Raw genomic sequence first — 23,619 nt, forward strand, 5'->3', positions numbered from 1 at the left:
GCCTAACACCATACTGACGGGTGAAGGACCTCGATATCGACACTTCAGAGAAAGAATTCTCCTACAGATGGCGGTGCAGCTGCCGTGAAGCCTCGGTCAGGGATCCGCTCACCGACGGGTACACGGCAAACGATGCGGAGAGCTGATCGACTGTCAGGCGGTTCTCCACGGCCATGGTGATGGGCAGGATGAGCTCACTGGCACGGGGACCAACGACGACACCGCCCAGAATCGAACCCGAACCTCGGCGGGCGAAGAGCTTGACGAATCCGTCCTTGATGCCCAGCATCTTGGCGCGAGGGTTCGTGTCCAGTGGCAGCATCGCCGTATCGATGTCAGTCGAGTTCTCGCGATAGTCGGACTGGGTGAAGCCGACGGTCGCAATCTCAGGGGCTGTGAACACGTTTGATGCCACGTGACGAATCTTCAGTGGCTGCACGGCATCGCCGAGCGCATGGAACATCGCAATCCGACCCTGCATTGCCGCCACGGAGGCCAGGGGCAGCACTCCGGTGCAGTCACCGGCAGCGTATACGCCTGCGCGGGAGGTGCGCGAAACTCCGTCGACCTTGATATGACCGGAGTCGCTGACCTTGATCTTCGCGGTCTTCAGCCCCAAATCATCGGTGTTGGGGATGGAACCGACCGCCATCAGACAGTGTGAGCCTTCGACTCGACGTCCATCGGACAGAACCACCTCGACTCCGTCTTCGGTCCGCGTGACCGAGTCGGCACGTGAGCGGGAGAGGACGTTCATGCCCTTATTGCGGAACACGAACTCCAACACGTCGGCTGCGTCCTCGTCCTGACCGGGCAGAACCTTCTCACGGGAGGAGACGAGAGTGACCTTCGTTCCCAGTGCACGGTAGGCAGATGCGAACTCCGCACCGGTGACACCGGAACCGACGACGATGAGGTGCTCGGGCAGCTCATCGAGCCCGTAGAGCTGAGTCCAGGTGAGGATTCGCTCTCCATCCGGCTTGGCGGAGTCGAGCTCACGAGGGTGGGAGCCCACAGACAGCAGGATAGTCGACGCTTCGAGCGTGTACTCCGTGCCGCCTTCTTCGACGACATCGACATGGTCACGGTCGGCCAGTGTCGCGGTTCCTTGGATCACCTTCACACCGGCGCGGGTGAGACCTTCGTAGATGTCGTTGGCCTGAGCGTCGGCCAGGGACAGGATGCGCTTGTTGACTGCCTTGAGGTCGGCGATGACCGTATCGCCATCGTCGCCCTCACTGTCGTAGATGCGGATGCCCAGGCTGTCCGAGCGGCCGATCTCTTCCATCATCTCGGCCGTGGCGATGAGCGACTTGGACGGTACAACGTCTGTGAGGACGGCGGCCCCACCACAACGGTTGCGCTCGATGAGCATCACGTCCGCACCCAGCTGGGCGGCAACCAGTGCGGCTTCGTATCCGCCTGGGCCACCACCAATGATGACGACTCGATCTGCAGTGGATTCAAATTCAGTGTTCACAGAGCAATCCTCTCAAATAGCGGACGAGAGGGCGAATGGACGCTTCGGTTCCGACAACCACCGATGCGCTGGTTCGCAGGGGCCATCGAATGCATCTGAGACCGAAGCATCTCAGACTTCAAGGCGATGCAGAACCCGGAGTGGCTCAGAGTCCGTCGACGACTTCAGCTGTATCACGGTGGAGTGCGGACAGGCGCAGATAAGACTGCGCGTTCTGGCGCACCTTCTCAACACCGTCATCTGTCATCTCTCTGCGCACCTTCGCCGGGACTCCTGCCACGAGCGACCGTGGCGGAATATCGGTGCCTTCGAGGACGATCGCCCCTGCGGCAACGAGCGATTCGGAACCCACATGGGCATCGTTGAGGACGGTGGCGTGCATGCCGATGAGGACGTCATCGTCGACCACAGCCCCATGGACAAGAGCCTGATGTCCGATGGAGACTCGTGCACCGATCACCACGGGCTTGCCTTCATCCGTGTGCATGACCGTGTTGTCCTGCACGTTCGAGTCCTCGCCGATGGTGATCGGGGCGGCCTCTGCGCGGAGCACGCAGCCGTAGAAGACGCTGGCACCCTTCTTCACCCTCACATCGCCGACCAGCGTGGCACCGGCGGCGATGAACGCACCCGGATCGACCTGCGGGGTGTGCCCACCGACCGAGATGATGCGGGCATGGGTCAGATTGTCTGTTGTCATGAGTCCTCCATTGGTTCACGGTTGCTTCACAGTGCGATTCGATTCTCGGTGTCGACTGACACCGCGGCAACTTCGGACCGCCGCCGAGGTGACCAGTCGTTTCATCGCCAGTCTAGCCGTGAAATTGCACGACTTCAGAGAAGCGGTGGCATCATGATGCCGCCGTTCCCTAGTGCTGCAAGGGGACGCATAGTGGACGAATTTGCGTCAAGGCCCCCATAGCAGGACAATGAGAAAAATATTTGTCAGAAATTTCACACTGCATTACCCTTGTGTGCCCAAAACGGTTATGTGAACCTTGGGTAAGAGAGTTGCGCGCCTGGAATTGGGTGTCGTACACCGCGTTCACTTAATTCGTCGAAAGGTCACCATGGATTGGCGACATCGTGCAGCATGCCTCAACGAGGATCCGGAACTGTTCTTCCCGATCGGAAACACCGGCCCCGCCCTGCTTCAGATCGAAGAGGCCAAGACTGTATGCCGCCGCTGTGAAGTAGTCGAGACCTGCCTGCAGTGGGCTCTGGAATCCGGACAGGATGCTGGAGTCTGGGGCGGACTCAGCGAGGATGAGCGCCGTGCGCTCAAACGTCGCGCCGCACGTGCCCGTCGCGCCGGCTGAGTCTTTCAGCGGCTAGCGACTGTCGGTCGCAATTTGAGTCCCTTTTTCGGAATACGAGATCTTCGCATTCCGAAAAAGGGACTCAATCGTGTACGCACATATCCGAGCGCTTCAGGCCACGGCGCATTCCCCGCGAGCTTCGAACACGAGACGTTCTTATAGCGCAATTTGCAATTCATGCCGCAGGGTCCTATTCACCCCCGCGGTGACAAATCAGCTTGTCGCCGACTCACCCCGCACCATCAGTGCCGAATCGGCGGTCTGCAACAAGCTGATTTACGAGCACCCGTAGGCGATACGCGATTCAGAGCGTCGGCGCACCATCAGTCGTAGGAGTCGGGGCGCAGCGGCACGTCGAGAAGGGCCATAGTTCCGCCGCCCTCGCGTTCCTTCCATTCGATCGAACCCGCCAAGTCTGCCGACACCAGGGTCTTCACGATCTGCGTGCCCAACCCGTTGCCCGGACTGTGGTTCTCTCCCAGTCCTACGCCGTCATCGGCGATCGTCACATGCAGGTGATCGCCATCGCGTTCCGGAGTCACCCACACATGACCGGTGAGGGTCTCACCCGGGGCGAGATTCTCCTGCTCCGAAACGGGGAACCCGTGTTCGATCGCATTGGTGATGAGTTCGGTGATCGCCAAGGCCATCGAGGTGGCATCAGCCGAAGAGATCGTGCCGAAGCTGCCGCAGCGTTTGAGGCTGATCTGCACCAGCGGGCTCGTCAGTTCGGGAGTCAGACGCAGCCCCTTGTCGACGACCTCATCGAAATCGACCTCCGACTCGACGCCCTGGCTGAGCACATCATGGACGACGGCGATGATGGAGACTCGGCGCATCGCCTCCGTCAGAGCGCTCTTCGCCTCGGGGCTGTCGATCCGACGTGTCTGCAGGCGGAGCAGTGCTGAAACGGTCTGCAGGTTGTTCTTGACCCGGTGGTGCATCTCTTTGATCATCGCATCGCGGGAGAGCAGTTCACGCTTGCGTCGTCTGATCTCTGAAACATCCCTGGCCAGGACGATCGCGCCGGTCCGCGTACCGTCATCGGTCAGCGGAATCGCCCGCAGCGACACACTCGTGCGGCCGACTTCGAGCTCGGTCCGCCACGGGGCACGGCCGGTGAGTACGAGCGGCAGAGTCTCATCGACCTGACGCAGCTCCGTGCTCAGACTTGAGACCACCTCGGCGAGGTAGTCCCCTTCGATCTCGCCCCGGTGCCCAAGACGGTGCATGAGCGAGACTGCGTTCGGTGACGCGTACTCGACATGGGAATCGCGGTCAAGGATGAAGATTCCGTCGCCAACGCGTGGTTCACCATGCCGGGCACCGCTGGGAGCCTCGCGGTCGGGGAAAGCACCCTGCGCGATCATTGTCAGCAACGACATCGCAGACTGGCGGTAGAACTTCTCAAGACGTGAAGAACCGCGCCGACGGATCTCTTCGGAGTACCGGACCATGATGGCGATGGTCTCTCCCCCACGGACAAGGGGCACAGCCTCGGCAGAGACGTCCGTGTCCTCGGTGCCGGCATTGACGCCCAGCGATTTCGCCTGCGCCACCTTCGTCACCAGCTCACGGGAGTCCACGGTCGCGTCCAGGAGTTCGCGCTCGAGTCCGGTGGCCCGAGCTCCGATGAGGTCACGGTTGAACAGAGTCGCGCCGGTGGTCGGGCGCGAGTGCGCGACCACTGTATAGGCACCGCTGGCCGACGGCACCCACAGCACGAGGTCGGCGAAGGACAGGTCGGAGATGAGCTGCCAGTCCCCCACCAGCAGGTGGATGTGTTCGACGTCATTCTCGTCGGTGATGCCTTCGGCGGCCAGGAGTTCGTTGAGCACTGTGTTCTTCTTCCGGATGGGCAACGGCGCAGGCCGATGATGGTGGCCCAGACCTCGGCAGACTCGCCAGGCACTCAGCCTGGCGAGTCTGCCTACGTCAGCTTTGCACTGACGCTATCACTGATCTCTTGGGATCATCGGCTCAGGCGCCGTGCTCCGATTCCCATGCCGAGGACCGGACCACGCCGCGCATCATGCGCAGCAGCACAGAAAGCGGAGCCTGGGTCACGGTATCGAGCCCGAGGATCGTTTCGGTCGTGTCGAGCACGCGGGCAGCCACGGTCTCGTTGCGTTCGAGCCACTCGGCCAGGCGCTGCTTGGCACGCTCATCCGGAGTTCCCGAGATCGGCGAGTCCGTTGCGGCGAGGACTGTTCCGGCCACCGAGAGGATGGCCGAGTAGAAGTCATCGCGCAAGGAGCCGCGGGCCAGTGCCGACCAGCGATCGCTGCGGTCGAGGCCTCCGATGAGAGTGAGCACCTGTGAACCGGAGAACGTGTCGTTGACGGCGTAGTACACCTCAGCGACGTCCTCGGCGGATTCGTTCGACCGGTTGGCCAATTGAGCGACATCGAGGAGGACGAACTCGTCGAGCAGGGCGGCCGCACGCCACGCGAGTTCGCTCGGCACGCCTTCGTCGATGTACCCCTGAGCCGTGGCCCGCATGCTTTCGGCATCGAAGCCGTCGACGAGGTCGGGGACCCTGTCCCGCAGTGCCGCGCCGACCTTGCCATACATCTCGATGCCAGAGTCGACGTCGAGCGTGTCGGGTGCCTGCTGGACCAACCAGCGAGAGGACCGGTCGAGCAGACGCACATAGGCGTGCTGCAGCTGGACCTGCACTGCGGTAGGCACCTTGTTATCGAGTGCGCACACCGCTTCGAAGAAATCATCGAGTCCGAAGATCTCGGAGACGACGACGAAGACACGGGCGATCTGCGGCACCGAGGCGGGTGTCTCTTCCAACATCCGGTAGACGTAGGTGAGTCCACCTCGGTCGATCATCCGGTTGACGAGCTTGGCCGTTGCGATCTCCCGATGCAGGGGGTGCTCCGGGATGAGCTCTCCGTATTTCTCGACGAGAGAGTCGGGGAAGTAGGAGGTCAGCTCCCGCTTCATCCATTCCTCATCGGGAACCACGCTGCCCAGAATCTCATCGGCGGCGTGCATCTTGGCGTACGCCAGCAGGACTGCCAGTTCCGGGGAGACATAGGCGCTGAACTCACGCTTGGTCAGTTCCTGCGCATCCGGCAGGAACTCAACTTGGCGATCGAGGTCGGCGTTCTTCTCCAGGTAGTTGAGCATCCGGCCGTAGGTGCCCGACATGGATTCGGTCTGTGCCCGTGCCTCGCCGAGGACGACGTTCTGGGCATAGTTGTTGGCCAGCACTCGATCGGCGACATCGTCGGTGAAGGACAGCAGCACTCGTTCGCGATCCTCAGCGGCGAAGGCACCCTTGTGGAGCAGAGTGCGCAGGAGCAGCTTGATGTTGACCTCATGGTCGGAGCTGTCCACGCCTGCCGAGTTGTCGACTGCGTCGGTGTTGATGGCCACGCCGCCCAGTGCCGCTTCGACGCGACCCAGCTGAGTCACACCGAGGTTTCCGCCTTCTCCGACGACCCGGCTGCGCACATCACGTCCATCGATGCGGATGCTGTCATTGGCTTTGTCACCGACATCGGCGTGACTCTCGTCAGAGGACTTGATGTAGGTGCCGATGCCGCCGTTGTAGACGAGGTCGACCGGGGCCTTGAGGATCTGTGACATCAGCTCGGCGGGGCTGCGTTTGCCGGGTTCGAGGCCGAGGACCGCTGCAGCTTCGGGGCTGAGATCCACGGACTTCGCCGATCGAGGGAAGACTCCGCCGCCGGTGGAGATGAGCTCCCGATCGTAGTCCTGCCAGCTTGATCGCGGCAGGTCGAAGAGGCGTTGACGTTCGACGAAGCTGCGTGCGGCATCCGGGTTCGGATCGAGGAAGATATCCCGGTGGTCGAAGGCCGCCACGAGCCGGATGTGCTCGCTGCGCAGCATGCCGTTGCCGAAGACGTCGCCGCTCATGTCACCGATGCCCACAACGGTGAAGTCATCGGCTGCGGTGTTGACGCCGAGTTCGCGGAAGTGTCGCTCCACGGACTTCCATGCACCGCGGGAGGTGATGGCCATCTTCTTGTGGTCATAGCCGACAGAACCACCCGAGGCGAAGGCATCACCGAGCCAGAAGTCGTGCCTTTCGGCGATGGCGTTGGCCACATCCGAGAAGCGTGCGGTGCCCTTGTCTGCAGCGACGACGAGATAATAGTCATCGCCGTCGTGGCGGACAACACGGTCCGGGTGGACGACCTCCTGGGTGCCGTCGGCACCGTAGACCAGGTTGTCAGCGATCTCGAGGAGGCTTTCGATGAAGACTTCGTAGGCGGCTTGACCAGCGGCCATCCACGCATCTCTGTCGCTCATCGGAGGCAGCTGCTTGGGGAAGAATCCGCCCTTGGCCCCGGTCGGGACGATGAGCGCGTTCTTGACCATCTGAGCCTTGACCAGACCCAGAACCTCGGTGCGGAAGTCGTCACGACGATCGGACCACCGCAGGCCACCACGGGCCACGGTACCGAAACGCAGATGCACGCCTTCGACCTGAGGCGAGTACACCCACATCTCCAGTGCCGGTTTGGGCTTGGGAACGAAGCTGAGCTCATTGGCACGGATCTTGAGCACAAGTGCCGTCGGCAGCTCGCCGGACTCGTCGAGGAAGTAGTTGGTCCTCAGGGTGGCGCGCAGCAGCTCGAGGGACGAACGTAGGACACGGTCCGCATCGAGGCTGGCGACATCACTGAGAGCTGCCTCGACCGACTCGTTGAGTTTGCTCATCCTGTCTTCGCGTCCGGCGGAGTCAGCAGAGGGATCGAACTTCGCGAAGAAGTAGTCCACCAGCAGTCGTGAGATCTCCGGATTGTCGCTGTAGACCTCGCCGACGTAAGCGTCGGAGTAGGTGAAACCGGCTTGGCGCAGGTACTTGCCCAAGGCGCGGATGATCGTCACGTGCTTCCAGTGCATCCCGCAGACGACGAGACGGTCGAAGACTCCAGCTTCCTTCTTGCCCTCCCATCCGGCGATGAAGGCATCGGAGATCCGTTCGCAGTCGGCATCGTCGAGACCGTCGGGGAAGGTGAGTCCGAAGTCGTAGATGTAGCGGTGCGACCCGTCGAGGAGGTCCAGCTCATGAGGACGTTCGTCGAGGACTGTTGCTCCGAAGGCGGTGAGGAACGGCAGCACTTCAGACAGGCCCACACGTTCTTGGCGGTAGAGTGCCAGGCGCACGGGAGCGTCCGAGGAGTCCTCCGGGCGGTAGAGGCGCACGGCTGGACCGTGTCCGGCCTCCAGTGCTTCGAACCGTGCCACGTCTGCGATGGCGTCACTTGGCGAGTGATGCTCTTCGTAGCTGGGTGGGAATGCCTTCGACCAGCGGTTGGCGCGAGCGACCGAGCTGTCGTTGTCGCCGCGTTCCGTGGGAGCGAGGAAGGCGTGGACGTCTTCGGACCACGAGCGCACGGCTCCGACGATACGCTTCTGCACTGTCTCGGGATCGATCTGCGGCAGCTCGACGTCACGAGCGACGCGAGCTACGAAGTGAATGCGGGCCAAAGCGGATTCGGTCAGCAGCACATCGAAGTCCACGCTCTCAGCCTGGTAGAACTTCCGCAGGACCTCCTGGACCCGCATGCGAGCCGCCGTGTCATAGAGGTCGCGGGGCAGGTAGAGGATGACGGAGACGAAACGCTGGTAGGGGTCACGGCGGACAAAGACACGTGATTGGCGGCGCTCCTGCATGTCGACGATCTGCATGACGACCTCGAAGATCGTCGCAGTCTCATCGTGCAGGAGGTCATCACGTGGGTAGGTCTCGAGGACGCCCAGGAGTTCATTCGCCGAATGGGAACCGGCGGGGAATCCGCTGGCGGAGAGGATCTTGCGCACCTTACGGTCGATGACCGGGATGTTGAGCACGCTGTCGTTGTAGAACTCGGGCTTGAATACGCCGACGAAGCGACGCTCGCCGACGATCTCACCGGCCGAATCGAAGGTCTTGACACCGATGTAGTCCATAAAAGATCTGCGGATGACGCGTGAACGTGAGTTCGCCTTCGTCAGCACGAGCACATGAGGCTCCGACGCTTTGTCTGCCACGGCCCGGCTCAGCGGGGACTTCACCAGCGGGCGCAGAGCGGAGATGCCCAATGAGGTGTGTTCGATGGGTTCGAGGCTGCTCTGGCTCTCATCGTGAGTGTAGTCGTACTCGCGGTATCCGAGGAAGGTGAAGTGGCCGTCAAGCCAGTTGAGCAACTCTGCGGCTGCCTCAGCTTCCGAGGCGAGTTCCGGACGCGGAGGCTGTGCCTGCAGTTCCTTCGCGATGTCCTTGGCTCGGATCGCCATGGCGCTGGCGTCGGTGGCCGCGGCAGAAACATAGTCTAGGACGCTGCGCAGCTGGTCCTCGAGCTCGGCGAGGTCCTCTTCGGGAAGTCGGTCGATCTCGAGCCGGATCCAGGACTGTTGCTGTGGAAGATCGGACCCGCTCGCCTCGGCGGGCTGGGAGATGAGGGGGATGCCGGCGGTATCGGCGGAGACCGCTGGGGCCTCAGCCCGAGACATCACGGACAGGTCGGAACCCTGTCCTTCGACGGCGATGATCGGGTGGTGGACAAGGCGGATGGCGCGGCGACTGTTCGCCAGATCGCTGACGATCGAGGAGACGAGGTGGGGCATGTCGGCCAAGACCATCGCGATGACCGTATGGTTATCACGGAACTCGGGAGAGTCGACGTCGGGATTGTAGATGGAGATCGCCGGTGATCTTCCGTCGTACTCAAGTCCCAATGCGTAGTGCGAGGCGGCCGCCGCGGCCAGTGCCTCTGTTCCTGCTTCGGAATTGCCGGGCTCGAAACGCGGATAGTACGCCTCGAGGAAATTCTCCGGGGCACCTTGTCCCCGCTGCTTCCTCCACTCTTCTGCAATGTCCGAATATGAGACCTGAGACACCATGTCACCTCTATGATCAGCGCGCAAAATTTACTGCGATTCGACACCGAACCGCCACCACCCACACTATGCTCAAATGCTGAGAAAGGCACGCCGACATCCATGCCGTGCCGCGACGTCGATGTACTGGCAAACTGGAGCTATGCGAACTCTGACACTCAACCATGAATACTCGGACTCCCTGTCGGATTTCCTCCTCCGGCTGGCCGATGTTTCGACCTGGCAGTCGCTGGGATCCGAAGCCCATGCGAAGCGGATCGATCCCGATACCGAGATGACGGTGACGACTCCGATGCCGAAGGGTGAAATGCCCTCGGCTCTGGCCACTCATCTGCCGGCGGATGCCGAGCTCGTCGAGGTCTACATGATTCCCGGCGATGTCATCGGTGACAGCGCGGAGATCCGCATGACCGCGCATGCGGCGGGAGTGCCTGTAGAGATCGATGCACTCATCACGCTCACGCAGAAGGGTTCGGGAACCTCACTGTCGGTACGTGCCGAGGTCAGTTCCTCGATACCCCTCTTCGGGTCGATGATCGAACAGGCAGTTGTGCCCATTCTGGAGAAGCGGCTGGACGACCGCCTGGTCAAGCTCGACCGCTCCTGACGCTGCTCAGCCGCGTTCGCGCAGCAGCTCCGGCAGCTCGGTGACGTCGTACCAGAGGAGATCGGAGTCGCCGAGGTGGTCCTCCGCTGCTTCGCGGCCCGTGTCGGCTGCAATGTCGGCGGCTTCCTCCCAGATCTCCACCTCGTCGAGGTGGATGCTGGCGACCGATGTCATGTCGACCTCGGAGAGGGTCAGCAGGTCGAAGCCTTCGACCAGTCCTTCACCAGCACTTGAGTCGGGTGCGTCGTAAGACACGACTGCGCGAGGTGAGGCAACGTCGGCTTCGAACGACTGGGTGGCAGCCAGTGCGGCCGCGATGCACAGCGCGTCGAACTCCCGTGCCTCGAGCTCCTCCCCGCCCGCCGCTCGACTGTGGGCGTCGGGGGTGACCGCGTGTACGGAGTCGAGTCCTGCGCGAAGTGCGGTCAGTGTGGTCGGGATATAGCAGCGAATGGACATGGTCCAATCCTAAAGGGATTTCGCCGTCCGCCCCGCACCCGACTTCCGTGAGCGCTTCCGGGCCGGAAGCAGTTCGGTCACCGCGGCTGCGATCTGCTGGCTGAGCACCGATTTCGGATTCTCCTCGTGGAGAGTGTGCCCGGACAGCATGGCGGCGTCGACCGTCACCCGGTCATCATTGAAGATGAAATCGGGGTCCCGACGGACGAATCTGGCGAGCACCTCGCGAATCCGCACCTCGGCGGGATGGCCGACAGCTCCTGAGCGCACCTTCGTGATCCCGATGCGCATCTTGGACCCCATCGACTCCGCCCTTTCGGTTCCCAGCAGCTTAACGAGCCTCTGCAGCCCGATCGGGTCGCCTGCGGCCAGGACCAGCACAGTGTCTGCGGCCTCGAGTGCGGACCGAGTTGCGCAGTGTCGATCGTAGAACGGATCGGCGAAGTCATCGTCCGGATCCACCCGATCGGAGACGTCGACGACAACGAGGTCGAACATCTTGGCCAAGCGGGCAAGCACGGCGGAGAGCACCGAGGCTCGGACCTCCGGCCATCTGTCTGCCCTGGTCAGTCCGGTGACAGCATGGAAATCATCGCGTATCGCAGCATGCGGGACGGCGGAGACGTCCAGGGGCGGAGTCTTCTCTGTCTCGAGTCGGCAGAGGCTGGCCAGATGCGCCGATTCCTCAGTCAGCCCCAGGGTCGTGGCCACCATCGCAGATACGGTATCGGCGTCGACGACGATGCTGCGGTGCCCTTGCCTGGCACCATGATCGCCCAGGTTGACCGCTGTCAGAGTGCGCCCCGGAGACGAACCGGTACCCCAGACTGTGACGATGCGCCCCTGTCCGCTCAGCGATCCGGGCGGAGTGATGGGTCGGGGAGGAACGACAGTGGAATCACGGGTGTCGGCAAGTGCTTGGGCCACAGCCGCCGCATCTGCGGTGGAGGCGACACTGCTGCCGATACCGAGTGCCGCCAAGGCTGCTGCGTCGTTGCCGAAGCCCAACACCGCAGTTCCTGCTGCGAGGATCGCAGCGACGACCTGGGCGTCCAGTCCTGGGAAGTACTGACCGACGATGACCACGTCGGCGCTGCCGGTGCGGCACAGTGCCAGAAGCTCGACGTCGTCGGCAGGTCGGGCGACGATGGTGACATCGTCGACCTCGCTGAGAAGTTCGAACAGGATCAGGTCGAACTCGAAGTCCACGGCCAGCAGGACCTGCGTCATGACTGACCGCCCTCGGCCCTGACCTCCGCCGGGGCTCCGACGACCGAGAGAACGCTGTTTCCGTCGAGGGCGCCGAGGACATCGGCGAGTTCCGTGCTGGCGACGAAGACTTCGATTCTGGCACCATCGCCGACACCGAAGCTGCCCACCTCACGACTGATGTCGGAGACCGGAGCCGAGGTGACGATCTGCTCCGGATCAATACCTTCGTCATCGAGCCCCTTGGATTCCGGTTGAGCCCAGACATCGACCAGACTGCCGGTGTCGACGACCGTCGGGACAGAACCGGCGACATCGATCGCTACGACCCGTCCTTCAAGCTCTGCAACTGGTGCCAGCGCCGAGGCCGGCAGAAGCTCACCGGCCGCGATCACGGCTCGCACACTCGATTGGTCAGGGAAGCCGGCATCGGCAGCCAGGTACTTGTCTCCGATATTCGCCAGGTTCACCTCAGCAACGGTCAGATCCTCGGCGCTGACCACCTGACCTGGGACAAGAGGAACCGCGCTGACCCACACTCGGGTCGTTGCGTTTGCAGCACTGATGAGCAGATAGGTCGCGACTATGGCCACGACGACGAGGACTGCTCCGACCAGCAGCCTGGCATCGGTCCACTTCGGCCGACGGATTCGTTTCGAGAGCTCCATTGCATCTCCACCTTTGGAAAATTTCCCATGACAGGAACTGTTTCTGAGTGATAGTATTGAACACCAAACGAGGTCAAAGCAATGGTTTTGACAAAAATAGTCAACAAGCAATCAGTCATTTGGAATGAGAAGGGGCCCTCATGGTCGTCGAAAATCGCTTCCTGCCGCTCACCGACGTGGCCGATCTGCTCAATGTTTCGATCGCTCAAGCCCGTGCTTTGGTTCGCACCGGAGATCTGCGCGCCATCAAGGTCGGCGGTCGCGGACAGTGGCGCGTGGAGAAGACCGAGATCGAGGCGTACATCCAGAGAATGTACGAACGCACCGAGCACGAGATCAAGACAGGTTCGTTCGAGGACTGACTCGGGGACAGTCTCCTCCACTCCCCCGGTCATCGAACCACTCAGATGCTGCAACCAAGTGCTGCATCTAAGCGAATGGATTGACTCGGGACTGCACCAGCGCAATCGAACGGTGTGGGATGATGCGCCCCGAAATCTCAACATAGTCGGAGGCGACCATATCGCAGCGCCCCCGAACAGTCCCGCCGTCGCCCGCCAACTCCAGGGAGATCTCCTCATGGCTGGCGGCTAATCGCCTCAGTGCCGACGCCATCCCCAACCGCTCCAAGGGACCGGATTCATATCTATGTCTTCTTGACCGAATGCGAATCTCCCGTATCGAGTCGATCGCCACTACGCTCGTTTCGATACCGGCGATCACGAAGATCCCATCGCCTAAAAAGACAGCCGTCCCTGCGACCTCACGAGCGGAGAGAGCCACCTGCACAGGCTGGCCGATCGCGCCGCGCAGGCGCTCGAGTAAAGTGCGCTGTGCCGCGTGAGCGGCGACCTCATCGCTGAACTCGCCCCTCCTGGCATGGGCCTCCCTTGACGTGTGCATCGCTTCAACATCCGAGAGGAGAGCGTCGATCCGATCGTCCATGATGTGAAGCCTGCCGCAGCGAAGACCCACAAGCAAGAGCTTTCACACCTATCGACAGAACTACAAGCCCGTAGTTTTATTTATCTATTGACATCAAATGGCATCTAAACGCATTATTGAGATACGTTTCCAATGAAGGATAACTCTCATGTATCTGCTGACAGCTTGCACGGCCTCGTGGCTCTGTCTGATCGGTGCGTTCTTCACCACGTGGATTTACCTCCCGACACCGCGCAGCACCACCGATCTCGTTGTCATCATCGTCGTCGGCACGGCCACGGTGTTGTCCTCCCGGCTCGGAGTCGTCTCGCTGCTGACGCTTCTGATCAGACTGCTTCCCACCGGCCGCGTGAGAACAATCGTCACCAAGTCCGTGCTGCGCATCGTGCCCACGATGCTGCGCTCAAGCGTGCTTGCCGCAGCGTCGGCAAGCCTGGCCGTCCACTCCGCACAGGCCTCCCCTCTTCCGGTGAATACACTCGTGCTGGTCGATCCGAACACATCCGCTCATCCGGCGAGTGCCCCGCTCGATCCTGGCTGGCCGACCACTGTTCCAGACGATCTTCCGCCGGATCCCGGGTGGCCCACCGCTCCGCCGACAGCTGAACCGGTGTCCCCTGATGCTCAGCCCGAGTCCCCACCTGGTGACTCCGAATCCCCGCCTGCTGGCTCCGAGTCCCCTGATGCGTTGCCTGACCCTGCCCCGTCCCGAAGCCAACCGCCCGAAGACGCCGGTTCGCCTGGCAGCGCCGCAGACGCAGACCGGCCTGGCGAATATCCCGCAAACGCGGGCGAGCCCGGCGCCCCATCGACAGACACAGTCGAACCCAGCGACCAGTACGGCGACGAACCCGAAGAAGAAGACGACTCGGCCGTTCATATTGTGGGTGTCGGCGAGAGCCTGTGGTCGATCGCCGTGAACCAGCCCTCCTCCGGCGGCACTGTCCAGGACATCGTCGACAACATCTACTCATCCAACCGAGAAGTCATCGGTGCGGACCCGAACCTCATCATGCCCGGACAACGATTGGAGATTCAGCCATGACCACCCCACTGGTGCTTTCACGTCCCCGAGTGGCAGCGACGCCACTGAGCAGAAGAGTGCAGAAGCCGGTGGCCACCGGTCCTGGAGCCAGGCCGAATACGGTCGCAGACGACAGCGATGACGGTCGCATAGCCGCTACCGCGACATCCTTGGCGGTGGCGTGCTTGGAGATCTTCGCCGGCATACGGCGCAGCGATTCAATCTCCCGCTGGGTCGACCGAGCACTGCTGGAGAAGATCGATCACCGCGCCCAGCTGCGCGCGGAGGTCGCACCGACAAAAGCGACCGGAGACCTCGGTGCGGCCCGCACCCTACAGGCAGGCAACGCGAGAGTCTGCAGAGTCACCGGCGCAATCGCTGAGGTCACCGTCATCGTCCGTACGCAGAACCGATTCCGGGCGGTGGCAATCCGCTTGGAACTGCTCACCACCCGGTGGACGATGACTGCACTGCAGACTATGTGAGAGACACAGTCAGAGACTGCGAGTCAGTTTTTGGCCTTCTTCTTCGCGCGACGCTCTGCACGATTGGCAGGCTGATCGGCTCCGGCTCCGGGTCCAGACTCGTCGTCTTCAGATTCGGACATTGAGGTCGAACCTGCCTCCGCCGGAGCAGACAGCTGCATCTTGGGCGTGGTGTGACGCAGTTCAGCCGCGTCCACCTCAACTTCGGAATCATCATCGGATGAGTCCTCAGCCCGGTTCACGGTCACCTGCAGGGTATTGGTGAGGCGGACGACGTCCTCCTTGATCCCATCCTGCATAGTCTTGAACATGTCGAAGCCTTCGCGCTGGTACTCCACCAGCGGATCCTTCTGCGCCATGGCCCGCAGACCGATGCCGTTCTTCAGGTAGTCCATCTCGTAGAGGTGTTCGCGCCACCGCTTATCGATGACCGAGAGCACGACTCGTCGTTCGAGTTCACGGGTTGCTTCTTCACCCAGAGCCTCTTCACGCTGCTGGTAGAACACCTCGATGTCCGACTGAATCTCCTGGTTGAGGCGGTTCTTCGTCAGGTTACCGAGCCCGCCGACCTCTTCGGCCAGATCTTCTTCAGTGATGGAGGGCTCATAGATCTTGCCCAGTGCGTCGAAGAGTTCGCCGACCTTCCAGTCCTCGACCGGCCCGGCCGTAGCCTCGGCAACATAGGTGTCGATGATGTCTTCACGGAACTTCGCGACCTGTTCTTCCAGGTCTGCGCCATGAAGAACGCTGCGACGCTCGTCGTAGATCACTGTGCGCTGACGGTTGAGCACGTCATCGTATTTGAGGACGTTCTTGCGCTGTTCGGCGTTGCGCTGTTCGATCTGCGATTGCGCAGAGAGAATTGCCCTGGACACCATCTTGGATTCCAGTGGAACGTCGTCAGGGACATTGGCGGTGGCCATGATCCGCTCGGCGGCACCGGAGCCGAAGAGTCGCATCAGGTCATCGGTCAGAGACAGGTAGAAGCGGCTCTCACCGGGGTCGCCCTGGCGTCCCGAACGTCCACGCAGCTGGTTGTCGATGCGCCGTGATTCGTGACGCTCGGTGCCGAGGACGTACAGGCCGCCGGACTCGACGACCTCCTTGGCTTCTGTCTTGACTCGCGTCTCTGCAGCTTTGAGGACGTCCTGCCATTCGGCTTCGTACTGCTCTTCGTCGTCCTGCGGGTCCAGGCCCCGCTCCTCCATCTCGCTCACCGCAAGGAATTCGGCGTTGCCGCCGAGCATGATGTCGGTACCGCGACCGGCCATGTTCGTGGCCACTGTCACGGCACTCTTCCGCCCGGCCATGGCGATGATGGATGCTTCACCTGCGTGGTTCTTCGCGTTGAGCACCTCGTGGCGGATGCCGCGCTTCTTCAGGTGCTTGGAGAGGTACTCACTCTTCTCCACGCTGGTGGTTCCGACGAGGACCGGCTGTCCGGTCTCGTGGCGCTCAGCGATGTCATCGACGACAGCATCGAACTTCGCCACCTCGTTCTTGTACACGAGATCCGACTGGTCGACGCGCTGCATCGGCTTATTCGTCGGGATCGCAACCACACCGAGCTTGTAGGTCGACATGAATTCCGCGGCCTCGGTCTCTGCGGTACCGGTCATGCCGGAAAGCTTCTCGTAGAGACGGAAGAAGTTCTGCAGGGTGATCGTCGCCAGGGTCTGGTTCTCGGCCTGGACCTTGACGCCTTCCTTGGCTTCGATGGCCTGGTGGAGTCCCTCGTTGTAGCGGCGGCCCTTGAGCACACGGCCAGTGTGTTCGTCGACGATGAGGACTTCACCGTCGAGGATCACATAGTCCTTGTCCCGTTTGAAGAGTTCCTTCGCGCGGATCGCATTGTTGAGGAAGCTGATCAGCGGAGTGTTCTCGGCATCGTAGAGATTTCCGATGCCTAGGTAATCCTCCACGCGTTCGATGCCGGGTTCGAGCACACCCACAGTGCGCTTCTTCTCGTCGACTTCGTAGTCACGGTCGGTCTTGAGTCGTTTCACGACCTTGGCGAATTCTTCGTACCAGCGGTCGCCATCGCCTTCGGCCGGGCCGGAGATGATGAGCGGGGTACGGGCCTCGTCAATGAGGATCGAGTCAACCTCGTCGACAATCGCGAAGGCGTGTCCGCGCTGCACGAGCTCTTCCGCCGACCAGGCCATGTTGTCGCGCAGATAGTCGAAGCCGAATTCGTTGTTCGTACCGTAGGTGATGTCCGCGGCATACTGCTTGCGACGGTTCTCCGAGGACATGTTCGCCTGGATGCAGCCGGTCTCCATTCCCAGGAACCGGAACACGCGTCCCATGAGCTCGGACTGGTAGGTGGCCAGGTAGTCATTGACCGTGATGATGTGCACGGACCCGCCGGTGAGCGCGTTGAGGTAAGCCGGAGCCGTGGCGACCAGCGTCTTACCTTCACCGGTCTTCATCTCAGCGATGTTGCCCAGGTGCAGTGCGGCCCCGCCCATGAGCTGGACGTCGAAGTGGCGCATGCCCAGGGTGCGGCCCGATGCCTCACGGACGGCGGCGAAGGCCTCCGGGAGCAGCGAATCGAGGGTCTCCCCATCCTGATAACGCTTTTTGAAGCGATCAGTTTCCTCCCGCAGCTCAGCGTCTGACATTTCGCTGAACTCCTCGGACAGCGCATTGATCGCATCCGCGTACTGGCGGAGCTTCTTCAGCGTACGTCCATCACCGGTGCGCAGAAGCTTCTCGAGGAAATTAGCCACTTTTCTCCTAATCGGCATGAATGCCTGACAACAACTCGAACGACTCTATATTCCCTAGCTTAATGGCAGGTGAGTACCACTCATATCCACCGCACCCAATCCGAGCCACTTCGCCATCTCACATAACTCCGACGCAAGTTCCTCCTCGTGGGATTCGCCGGGTTCCCACGTCACCTTCAGCGCTCGAAGCGTGTTCGCCTCCCGGTCCCGGTGCAGGTCGACGCGGCCGACCAGTCGTTCGCCGAGGAGGAACGGCATCACGTAGTACCCGTGCACTCGGTCTTTGGCCGGAGTGTAGATCTCGATCCGGTAGTGGAAGTCGAAGAGCCATTCGATCCGCGGCCGGTAGAAGACCAGGGGGTCGAACGGGGCGAGGAGGGCTCTGGCCGAGACAGAACGAGGGGTTCTCGCCTCATGCCATTTCAGTGTCCGCGTCCCCTCAACATCGACCTCGATGAGCTCATCGGAGGCCAGCAGGGAGGTGATGGCCTCATCTGTGGGCGCGCGCCTCTGCCGGAAGTAGTCTGCCAGACAGTCGGGCCGGGCGATGCCGAGAGCTTGCGCCGCAATTCGGGTCAGTTCGAGCACATTGTTGCTTGTGCCGGATACGCCTCGGGGTCGTTCTGCTTCGGGATCGAGGCCGAGCTCAGGGGCGCAGGCGGGGCCGTAGGAGAGCTCAGACGCCGGCAGGGACCGGCTGACGTCGCGCGGCAGGGCATAGACCCGTTCGAAGTGGTCGTTGCGGCCCGCGGCGCTGATGATGCCACCGGCGAACAGTGCTTCCAGCGCCACCTTGACCTGGCTGGGGTTCCACCCCCAATGATCGCGGTTGCGTTCGGGGATTTCATGGTCGACGAGTTCGGCGACTCCCCGTGCAGTCTTCGGCCCGGTTTCCAACACGTCGAGGACCGAGTGCTGCAGTGCCCGGAACTCAGGTCCGCTCTCGGGGTGCCGTTGCCCGTAGTCGTTGCGCCACCATTCGGTTCTGGTGCGTTCGAAGTGACTCCAGGTCTCGGGAGGGATGAACGCCGCGGCGTGGGCCCAGTATTCGACGCCCATGCGAGGTGCTGAGTAGAAGAGCCGGTCGAGGGTCTCACGCGGATACGGTCCGAGTCGCGAGTAGTAGGGCAGGTAGTGGGAACGCACGACGCGAGAGACCGAGTCGATCTGGGTCAGTCCTAGTCTGGCGAACGTCGACTTCAGGTGTCTCGCCGTCACCTGCTTCGGACGTGCCCTGTCGAGTCCGGTCGCCGCGATCGCCGTTCTCCGAGCTGCTGAGAGCGTCATCTTCTGCATGGATCCACAGTAGAGCACGGCACTGACACAGCACATCTGCGGCAGGTCTGTCCATCCGGCCGACCCTGATCGGCCGTTTGGCCGACGCCATCTTCTGACCAAGACGGAAAGATCGAATACGTCAACACGAATCCGACACCGAAGGAACCAGGAAACACCATGAAGAAGGCAATCATCGCGCTCGTCTCCACACTCTGCATCATCGCTGCCGCCATCGGCGCCCTCTTCGTCTGGGAACACCAGTCGAAGCTGGCGCTGGAGTCCCAGGCCGAAGATTTCCTCGACGCCCGCGATACCGACGCGACTTCGATCGATGTCCATGGCCGGCCCTACATCCTCTATGCCATGCGCGACTCCGCCGACCTCACCTACGTCGATCTCGCACTGCAGGCCGGAACGAACAAGGATCAGCTGCTCGTCCACCGCCTCAGCGACTCTCACGCGGACCGTCTCACCCGCTTCGTCACCTTCGACCACCCGGACGGTGAAGTCGAGCCGATCGAACGGGCAGACGGTTCATTCACCGACTCCGCAGAAGTCAACGGTTCGAGGGTCACCTTCTCAGCCGACGTCGCCGATGACCGACTGCAGGTGTTCGCCGATGGTTCGTCCACCGGACAGATCGAGATGAAGCAAGACGTCACGGTCAAGGGCACAGCAGTCACGAACGCGGGAGTCGTCGTCGAACTTGAGTACGACTCCCCCGACTGCCCGGCCGCAGCCTGATCCGAGTCCACCCCGTGAACGCTCCCGGCGAGCACCGGGCCTGACTAGACTGAGTGACGATGAAGACCGTGATCACGTGGCTGTGGCTCCTCCCCCTGCCTCTGACGTTCCTGCTCGAGCTGGCGACAGGGTCGAGTCTGCTGCTCGTCATCGCCGAACTGTTCGCTCTGGCCACGGCACTGCCGATTCTGGTGCGAATCCAATCCCGTGCCTCGGGCGGACGCAGTCCGAGCATCAGGCTGCTGCCGTTGGCCGCTCTCGCCCTGCTCCTCGCACTCGTCCCGGTCGGTCTCGCTTCGACTCTGAGTCTGACCGTGATGTGGCTGAGTCTGGTGACGGTGGTGATGCTCTCCCGATGGTTCGTCACCCGCACTCAGATGCTGATGCTCGTTCTGCTGTGTGTGGGCAACATCGTCGAGCCCTGCCTGATGGGCTGGGACGATGGGCTGGCCTTTGCATTCGGTGCCTCCACCGTGATCGTAGTGAGCCTGTCTCTGGGTCTGCTGCTGCGGATGATCGACCGTTCCCTGGTCGAACGTCATGCCACCGCCGTTGAGGCGGAGCGACGTCGCATGGCCACCGAGCTTCATGACCTGGTCGCCCACGAGGTGACGGGAATCGTCGTCCTCTCCCAGGCGGCAGGCCGCAGTGAAGATGTCCGAGTCCTCTCCACCGCTCTGGCCAAGATCGAAGAGTCGGGAACCCGTGCTCTTGAGGAGATCCGCTCGCTCGTCTCGAACACCTCGAACGCGATCGGTCCCCGGTCGCCCATCGCATCCGGAGCTCAGGCACTCATCGACCGAGTCAACGGCTTCGGTACCCAGGACACCATCAGACTCGACATCACCGACACCGTCGCCGAGGCGGTTCCCTCCACCCTCTGGCCCGTCCTTGATCGAGTGCTGGCCGAGGCGCTGACGAACATCCGCCGACATGCGGGAACCGGGGTCCCGGTCACGGTCCGGGTGTCCACCACAGCCTCGGCGAGGCCCGGAGACCCGTCTCGATATGACGTGGTCCTCACTGTGGTCAACGGCCCCGGTTCCGGTGGGATCGGTTCGGGCAGCGGAACTGGGCTGCAGGGTCTGCGGGCCCGGGTCGACCACCTCGGCGGGGATCTGTTCGCAGGACCGGCCCAGGATAGCAGCTGGGTGCTCGAGGCTCGGATACCCTTGGCTCCGACGGGCAAGGCATGACGGACGAGGCATGACTGGCGACGACGATCGATGGAGGACGAACGTGATTTCAGTGGCATTGGTCGATGATCAGGAAATGGTGCGGATGGGGTTCTCCCTCATCCTCGACGCCGATGAGTCGATCACTGTGGTCGGACAAGCCGCCGACGGGGTCGATGCCATCGAACTGGTCAAACGCGAACGCCCCGACGTCATCCTCCTCGACATCCGAATGCCCAAACTCGACGGTCTCGCCGCGCTGCCCCACCTGACGCCGATCTCCAAGGTCATCATGGTCACCACCTTCGACGATGATGACTATGTCGATGCGGCTCTCGCCGGCGGTGCCAGCGGATTCCTCCTCAAGGATGCCGGGCCTGACCTGCTGCTGGCCGCAGTCAGGGCCGCCGCGAACGGTGACGCGCTGATCTCTCCGTCGCTGACTTTGGACCTGCTCAGCCGCCGTTCCCGCAACAACACAACGGGCGAGGACCGGGTGGCCGGGCTCAGCGAACGGGAGAACGATGTCGCTCGCCTGGTTGCGCGGGGGCGGACCAACCAGGAGATCTGTTCCGAACTCTATATTTCCCTGGGTACTGTGAAGAGCCACTTGGGCAATATCCAGACCCGCCTCGAGGCACGCAATCGGGTCGAGATCGCGGCTCGAATGTGGGAATCGGGGGCAATGAATCGGCCGAACGACTGAGACTTGCTCACGCAGTCCGGCCATTGTGCCGATGCGGGCCGAGGTGCGGTTCGACCAGGATGGATGTCATGAGTTCAAACACCACGGCCGCACACCGCCCCCGCCGTCCGCACCATGGGGTCGGATGGCGCTGAGCAACTACATCGGAGCCACACTGCTCATCCTCGCCGTCAAAGCCGTCGAGCCCGGCCTGAGCAGGTTTGATGACCATGACGGATATCTGGCCGGGATCCTCATCTGTGCAGCCATCATGGTCATCCAGATCATCGTCTCGGCCCTGTGGCTGCGCTTCGTCGGGCAGGGACCATTGGAGAAGCTCTGGCGCCTGGTCACCGGGGGTCGCGAGGGTGCACGAGCCTGGGGCCAGAGTGGGTGTAACCGCAGATCGCCGAGGTGGGGGTTCCCACCTCGGCGATCATGTGCGTCTATTCGCGTGTGTTCAGATCAATGATGATCAGATTGGAATCGGTCAGTCGCCGACGGCCTGAAGTTCAGGATCCAAAGCGATGACACCGTAGCTCCAGCCCTTGCGGCGGTAGACCACGGAGGGTTTGCTCGACTCCTCGTCGATGAACAGGTAGAAGTCGTGCCCTACGAGCTCCATCCGGTTGAGCGCTTCCTCGATTCCGATGGGTGCGCCGTTGAATGTCTTCTCACGCAGAACCACGGGAGAATCACCTTCAGCCTTGATGCGGCCGTTCGTCTGGTCGTTGTTCGCAGACTCGTTCGCATCGATCGCTTGGCCTTCTTCGGGAACCAGCGAATCTGCGACGGGCATCTTCGCCAGGGCCTCCGCCGTGGATTCCTTCCTGTGGTGACCCGCTCGAGGAACCTTATTGCGGTCCCTGGCACGCCTTAATCGCTCAACGAGCTTCGCCCAGGCCAAATCCAATGCAGCATACTTATCGCTTGCCATGGCTTCCGCACGAATGGCGGGCCCCTTCGCCACTACAGTGAGTTCGACTCGTTCGCTGGTCTCGGGCTGACGAGAATTCTTCTCGTGGGCAACGTGCACTTCGACTCGTTGAGCTCGCGGTGCGAGCTGCTCGACCTTGGCGATCTTGTCCTCAATGTGGGCCCGAAAACTATCGGAGATGGTCAGTTGACGTCCGTTGACAACAATGTCCATGATGCGTCCTTAGCGACTCGTTCGTCGGATTCATCCGATCCCATTCCCTTGGATGGGTAACCACCGTTATACAGTAAAGGGAGAGACAAATCGAGTGCCCCCGCGGCCGAGACCGAGAACGGCTCCTGCAGCGGGTCTGATCTGCACCGATGCTAGTACCCTTGCGCTTTCTGCCAAAGTTGCTCCGGTAGTTGAGAAATCATCGATGAGAAGATCCACACCGGGAGCGGACGCACTTTCGTCTCCGCGTTCAGAAGGTTCCGAGGGCAGAACCCTCGGGTTGAGGTACTGCGATTTCGCCACGTTGGCCTCCCTGGCATGAGCTCCCAGCCCGACCTGGTCATGGTGACGTCTGGCCAGGAGAACGTCGACCACCTCCAGAGACAGCTCGGGTACGAGTTCCGCCGCGCGGCGAGCCAGTGCCGCAGTGTGGGAGCCGCCTCGGCGTCGCCGTGCTCGTTCAGAGCTCGGCGCGGGAAACAGCCTCACCTGACCACCCGGATGATGAGCCAACTCCAAGGCTGCGGTGATGGAACGCGCAAGGGCCAAGGCCAGAGGGTCAAGAATGTCTCGGCGGCCGTTGTCTTTGAAGTTGACCACCATATGAGAAATCTCAGAGCTGTATTCTGAGACTCCGACGACGGGAATCTGGCCATAGCGCGGCTCCATGGCTCGGGGGATGCCGCCGAGCAGACTCAGACACGCCGTGCACAGTGAGACGTCCTCCCGACCGCAACCGGCGCACCGGCGGGGCAGGAAGAGCTCGCCGAATTCGGTCAGCAGTCCCATGGG

The 23,619-nt window shown here is 62.0% G+C and carries 21 protein-coding genes; 9 read left to right on the forward strand and 12 right to left on the reverse strand.

The features are described 5' to 3' along the window. Positions 1-61 precede the first annotated feature (61 nt). Together INT29_RS03450 and INT29_RS03455 are read right to left on the reverse strand one after the other, a co-directional pair. On the reverse strand, positions 62-1,480 hold the full coding sequence (locus INT29_RS03450; RefSeq protein ID WP_101569810.1) for an NAD(P)H-quinone dehydrogenase: 1,419 nt from the start codon (positions 1,478-1,480) through the stop codon (positions 62-64). Positions 1,481-1,625: 145 nt separating this feature from the next. Beyond that, positions 1,626-2,180 (reverse strand): gamma carbonic anhydrase family protein, encoded by a 555-nt coding sequence (locus INT29_RS03455; protein ID WP_101569809.1) that lies wholly within the window; start codon positions 2,178-2,180, stop codon positions 1,626-1,628. Positions 2,181-2,550: 370 nt separating this feature from the next. Here INT29_RS03455 and INT29_RS03460 point away from each other — a divergent pair, with 370 nt between their 5' ends. After that, entirely contained in the window at positions 2,551-2,799 is a 249-nt protein-coding gene (locus tag INT29_RS03460) for a WhiB family transcriptional regulator (protein ID WP_009884680.1), read from the forward strand. A gap of 323 nt (positions 2,800-3,122) precedes the next feature. Here INT29_RS03460 and INT29_RS03465 read toward each other — a convergent pair whose 3' ends face one another. Together INT29_RS03465 and INT29_RS03470 are read right to left on the reverse strand one after the other, a co-directional pair. Further along, positions 3,123-4,637 carry a sensor histidine kinase gene (locus INT29_RS03465; protein WP_193070737.1) on the reverse strand — a complete coding sequence of 505 codons (1,515 nt, stop codon included), beginning with the start codon at positions 4,635-4,637 and terminating at the stop codon, positions 3,123-3,125. Between the two features lie 142 nt (positions 4,638-4,779). After that, positions 4,780-9,669, reverse strand: coding sequence for an NAD-glutamate dehydrogenase (locus tag INT29_RS03470; RefSeq protein ID WP_193070738.1), 4,890 nt, complete (start codon positions 9,667-9,669; stop codon positions 4,780-4,782). 139 nt (positions 9,670-9,808) lie between these two features. On the opposite strand from INT29_RS03470, the gene INT29_RS03475 reads away from it, so the two are divergent. Next, positions 9,809-10,273 (forward strand): DUF2505 domain-containing protein, encoded by a 465-nt coding sequence (locus tag INT29_RS03475; protein ID WP_193070739.1) that lies wholly within the window; start codon positions 9,809-9,811, stop codon positions 10,271-10,273. Positions 10,274-10,279: 6 nt separating this feature from the next. Here INT29_RS03475 and INT29_RS03480 read toward each other — a convergent pair whose 3' ends face one another. From INT29_RS03480 to INT29_RS03490, 3 genes are read right to left on the reverse strand one after another with little or no spacing between them, the layout of a single operon-like run. Further along, on the reverse strand, positions 10,280-10,732 hold the full coding sequence (locus tag INT29_RS03480; protein WP_193070740.1) for a DUF6912 family protein: 453 nt from the start codon (positions 10,730-10,732) through the stop codon (positions 10,280-10,282). Between the two features lie 9 nt (positions 10,733-10,741). Beyond that, positions 10,742-11,962: a DNA-binding response regulator gene (locus tag INT29_RS03485; protein ID WP_193070741.1), complete on the reverse strand. Its 1,221-nt coding sequence runs from the start codon at positions 11,960-11,962 to the stop codon at positions 10,742-10,744. After that, positions 11,959-12,609, reverse strand: coding sequence for an SAF domain-containing protein (locus INT29_RS03490; RefSeq protein WP_193070742.1), 651 nt, complete (start codon positions 12,607-12,609; stop codon positions 11,959-11,961). The genes INT29_RS03485 and INT29_RS03490 overlap by 4 nt, the downstream gene beginning before the upstream one ends. A 140-nt stretch (positions 12,610-12,749) precedes the next feature. On the opposite strand from INT29_RS03490, the gene INT29_RS03495 reads away from it, so the two are divergent. Then, positions 12,750-12,971, forward strand: coding sequence for a helix-turn-helix domain-containing protein (locus INT29_RS03495; RefSeq protein ID WP_101569802.1), 222 nt, complete (start codon positions 12,750-12,752; stop codon positions 12,969-12,971). A 67-nt stretch (positions 12,972-13,038) separates the two neighbouring features. Here the strand turns inward: INT29_RS03495 and INT29_RS03500 are convergent, their stop codons facing one another. Further along, positions 13,039-13,554: a hypothetical protein gene (locus tag INT29_RS03500; protein ID WP_193070743.1), complete on the reverse strand. Its 516-nt coding sequence runs from the start codon at positions 13,552-13,554 to the stop codon at positions 13,039-13,041. A gap of 148 nt (positions 13,555-13,702) precedes the next feature. Here INT29_RS03500 and INT29_RS03505 point away from each other — a divergent pair, with 148 nt between their 5' ends. Together INT29_RS03505 and INT29_RS03510 are read left to right on the forward strand one after the other, a co-directional pair. Then, entirely contained in the window at positions 13,703-14,599 is an 897-nt protein-coding gene (locus tag INT29_RS03505) for a LysM peptidoglycan-binding domain-containing protein (protein ID WP_193070744.1), read from the forward strand. Beyond that, positions 14,596-15,063 (forward strand): Rv3235 family protein, encoded by a 468-nt coding sequence (locus INT29_RS03510; protein WP_193070745.1) that lies wholly within the window; start codon positions 14,596-14,598, stop codon positions 15,061-15,063. The genes INT29_RS03505 and INT29_RS03510 overlap by 4 nt, the downstream gene beginning before the upstream one ends. A gap of 23 nt (positions 15,064-15,086) precedes the next feature. Here the strand turns inward: INT29_RS03510 and secA are convergent, their stop codons facing one another. Both secA and INT29_RS03520 read right to left on the reverse strand, forming a co-directional pair. After that, positions 15,087-17,795, reverse strand: a complete 2,709-nt coding sequence (secA, locus tag INT29_RS03515; protein ID WP_193070746.1) for a preprotein translocase subunit SecA — start codon at positions 17,793-17,795, stop codon at positions 15,087-15,089. 54 nt (positions 17,796-17,849) lie between these two features. Further along, on the reverse strand, positions 17,850-19,091 hold the full coding sequence (locus INT29_RS03520; RefSeq protein WP_193070747.1) for a winged helix-turn-helix domain-containing protein: 1,242 nt from the start codon (positions 19,089-19,091) through the stop codon (positions 17,850-17,852). 159 nt (positions 19,092-19,250) lie between these two features. On the opposite strand from INT29_RS03520, the gene INT29_RS03525 reads away from it, so the two are divergent. Genes INT29_RS03525 through INT29_RS03540 form a run of 4 tightly spaced genes read left to right on the forward strand, consistent with a single transcriptional unit; the run spans position 19,251 to position 22,149 of the window. After that, entirely contained in the window at positions 19,251-19,817 is a 567-nt protein-coding gene (locus INT29_RS03525; RefSeq protein ID WP_193070748.1) for a hypothetical protein, read from the forward strand. Positions 19,818-19,876: 59 nt separating this feature from the next. Next, a complete protein-coding gene (locus tag INT29_RS03530; protein WP_193070749.1) occupies positions 19,877-21,013 on the forward strand; it encodes a sensor histidine kinase in 1,137 nt (378 codons plus the stop codon). Positions 21,014-21,065: 52 nt separating this feature from the next. Beyond that, entirely contained in the window at positions 21,066-21,698 is a 633-nt protein-coding gene (locus INT29_RS03535) for a response regulator (RefSeq protein WP_413463152.1), read from the forward strand. A gap of 31 nt (positions 21,699-21,729) precedes the next feature. Continuing rightward, positions 21,730-22,149, forward strand: a complete 420-nt coding sequence (locus tag INT29_RS03540) for a DUF418 domain-containing protein (protein ID WP_264298554.1) — start codon at positions 21,730-21,732, stop codon at positions 22,147-22,149. Between the two features lie 18 nt (positions 22,150-22,167). On the opposite strand, the gene hpf is transcribed toward INT29_RS03540, so the two are convergent. Both hpf and INT29_RS03550 read right to left on the reverse strand, forming a co-directional pair. Continuing rightward, a complete protein-coding gene (hpf, locus tag INT29_RS03545) occupies positions 22,168-22,827 on the reverse strand; it encodes a ribosome hibernation-promoting factor, HPF/YfiA family (RefSeq protein WP_101569795.1) in 660 nt (219 codons plus the stop codon). Between the two features lie 66 nt (positions 22,828-22,893). Further along, positions 22,894-23,616 carry a ComF family protein gene (locus INT29_RS03550; RefSeq protein WP_101569794.1) on the reverse strand — a complete coding sequence of 241 codons (723 nt, stop codon included), beginning with the start codon at positions 23,614-23,616 and terminating at the stop codon, positions 22,894-22,896. Between the last annotated feature and the right edge of the window lie 3 nt (positions 23,617-23,619).

Origin of the sequence: Brevibacterium sp. FME37, from assembly GCF_014897485.1 — a bacterium.
GTDB lineage: Bacteria > Actinomycetota > Actinomycetes > Actinomycetales > Brevibacteriaceae > Brevibacterium.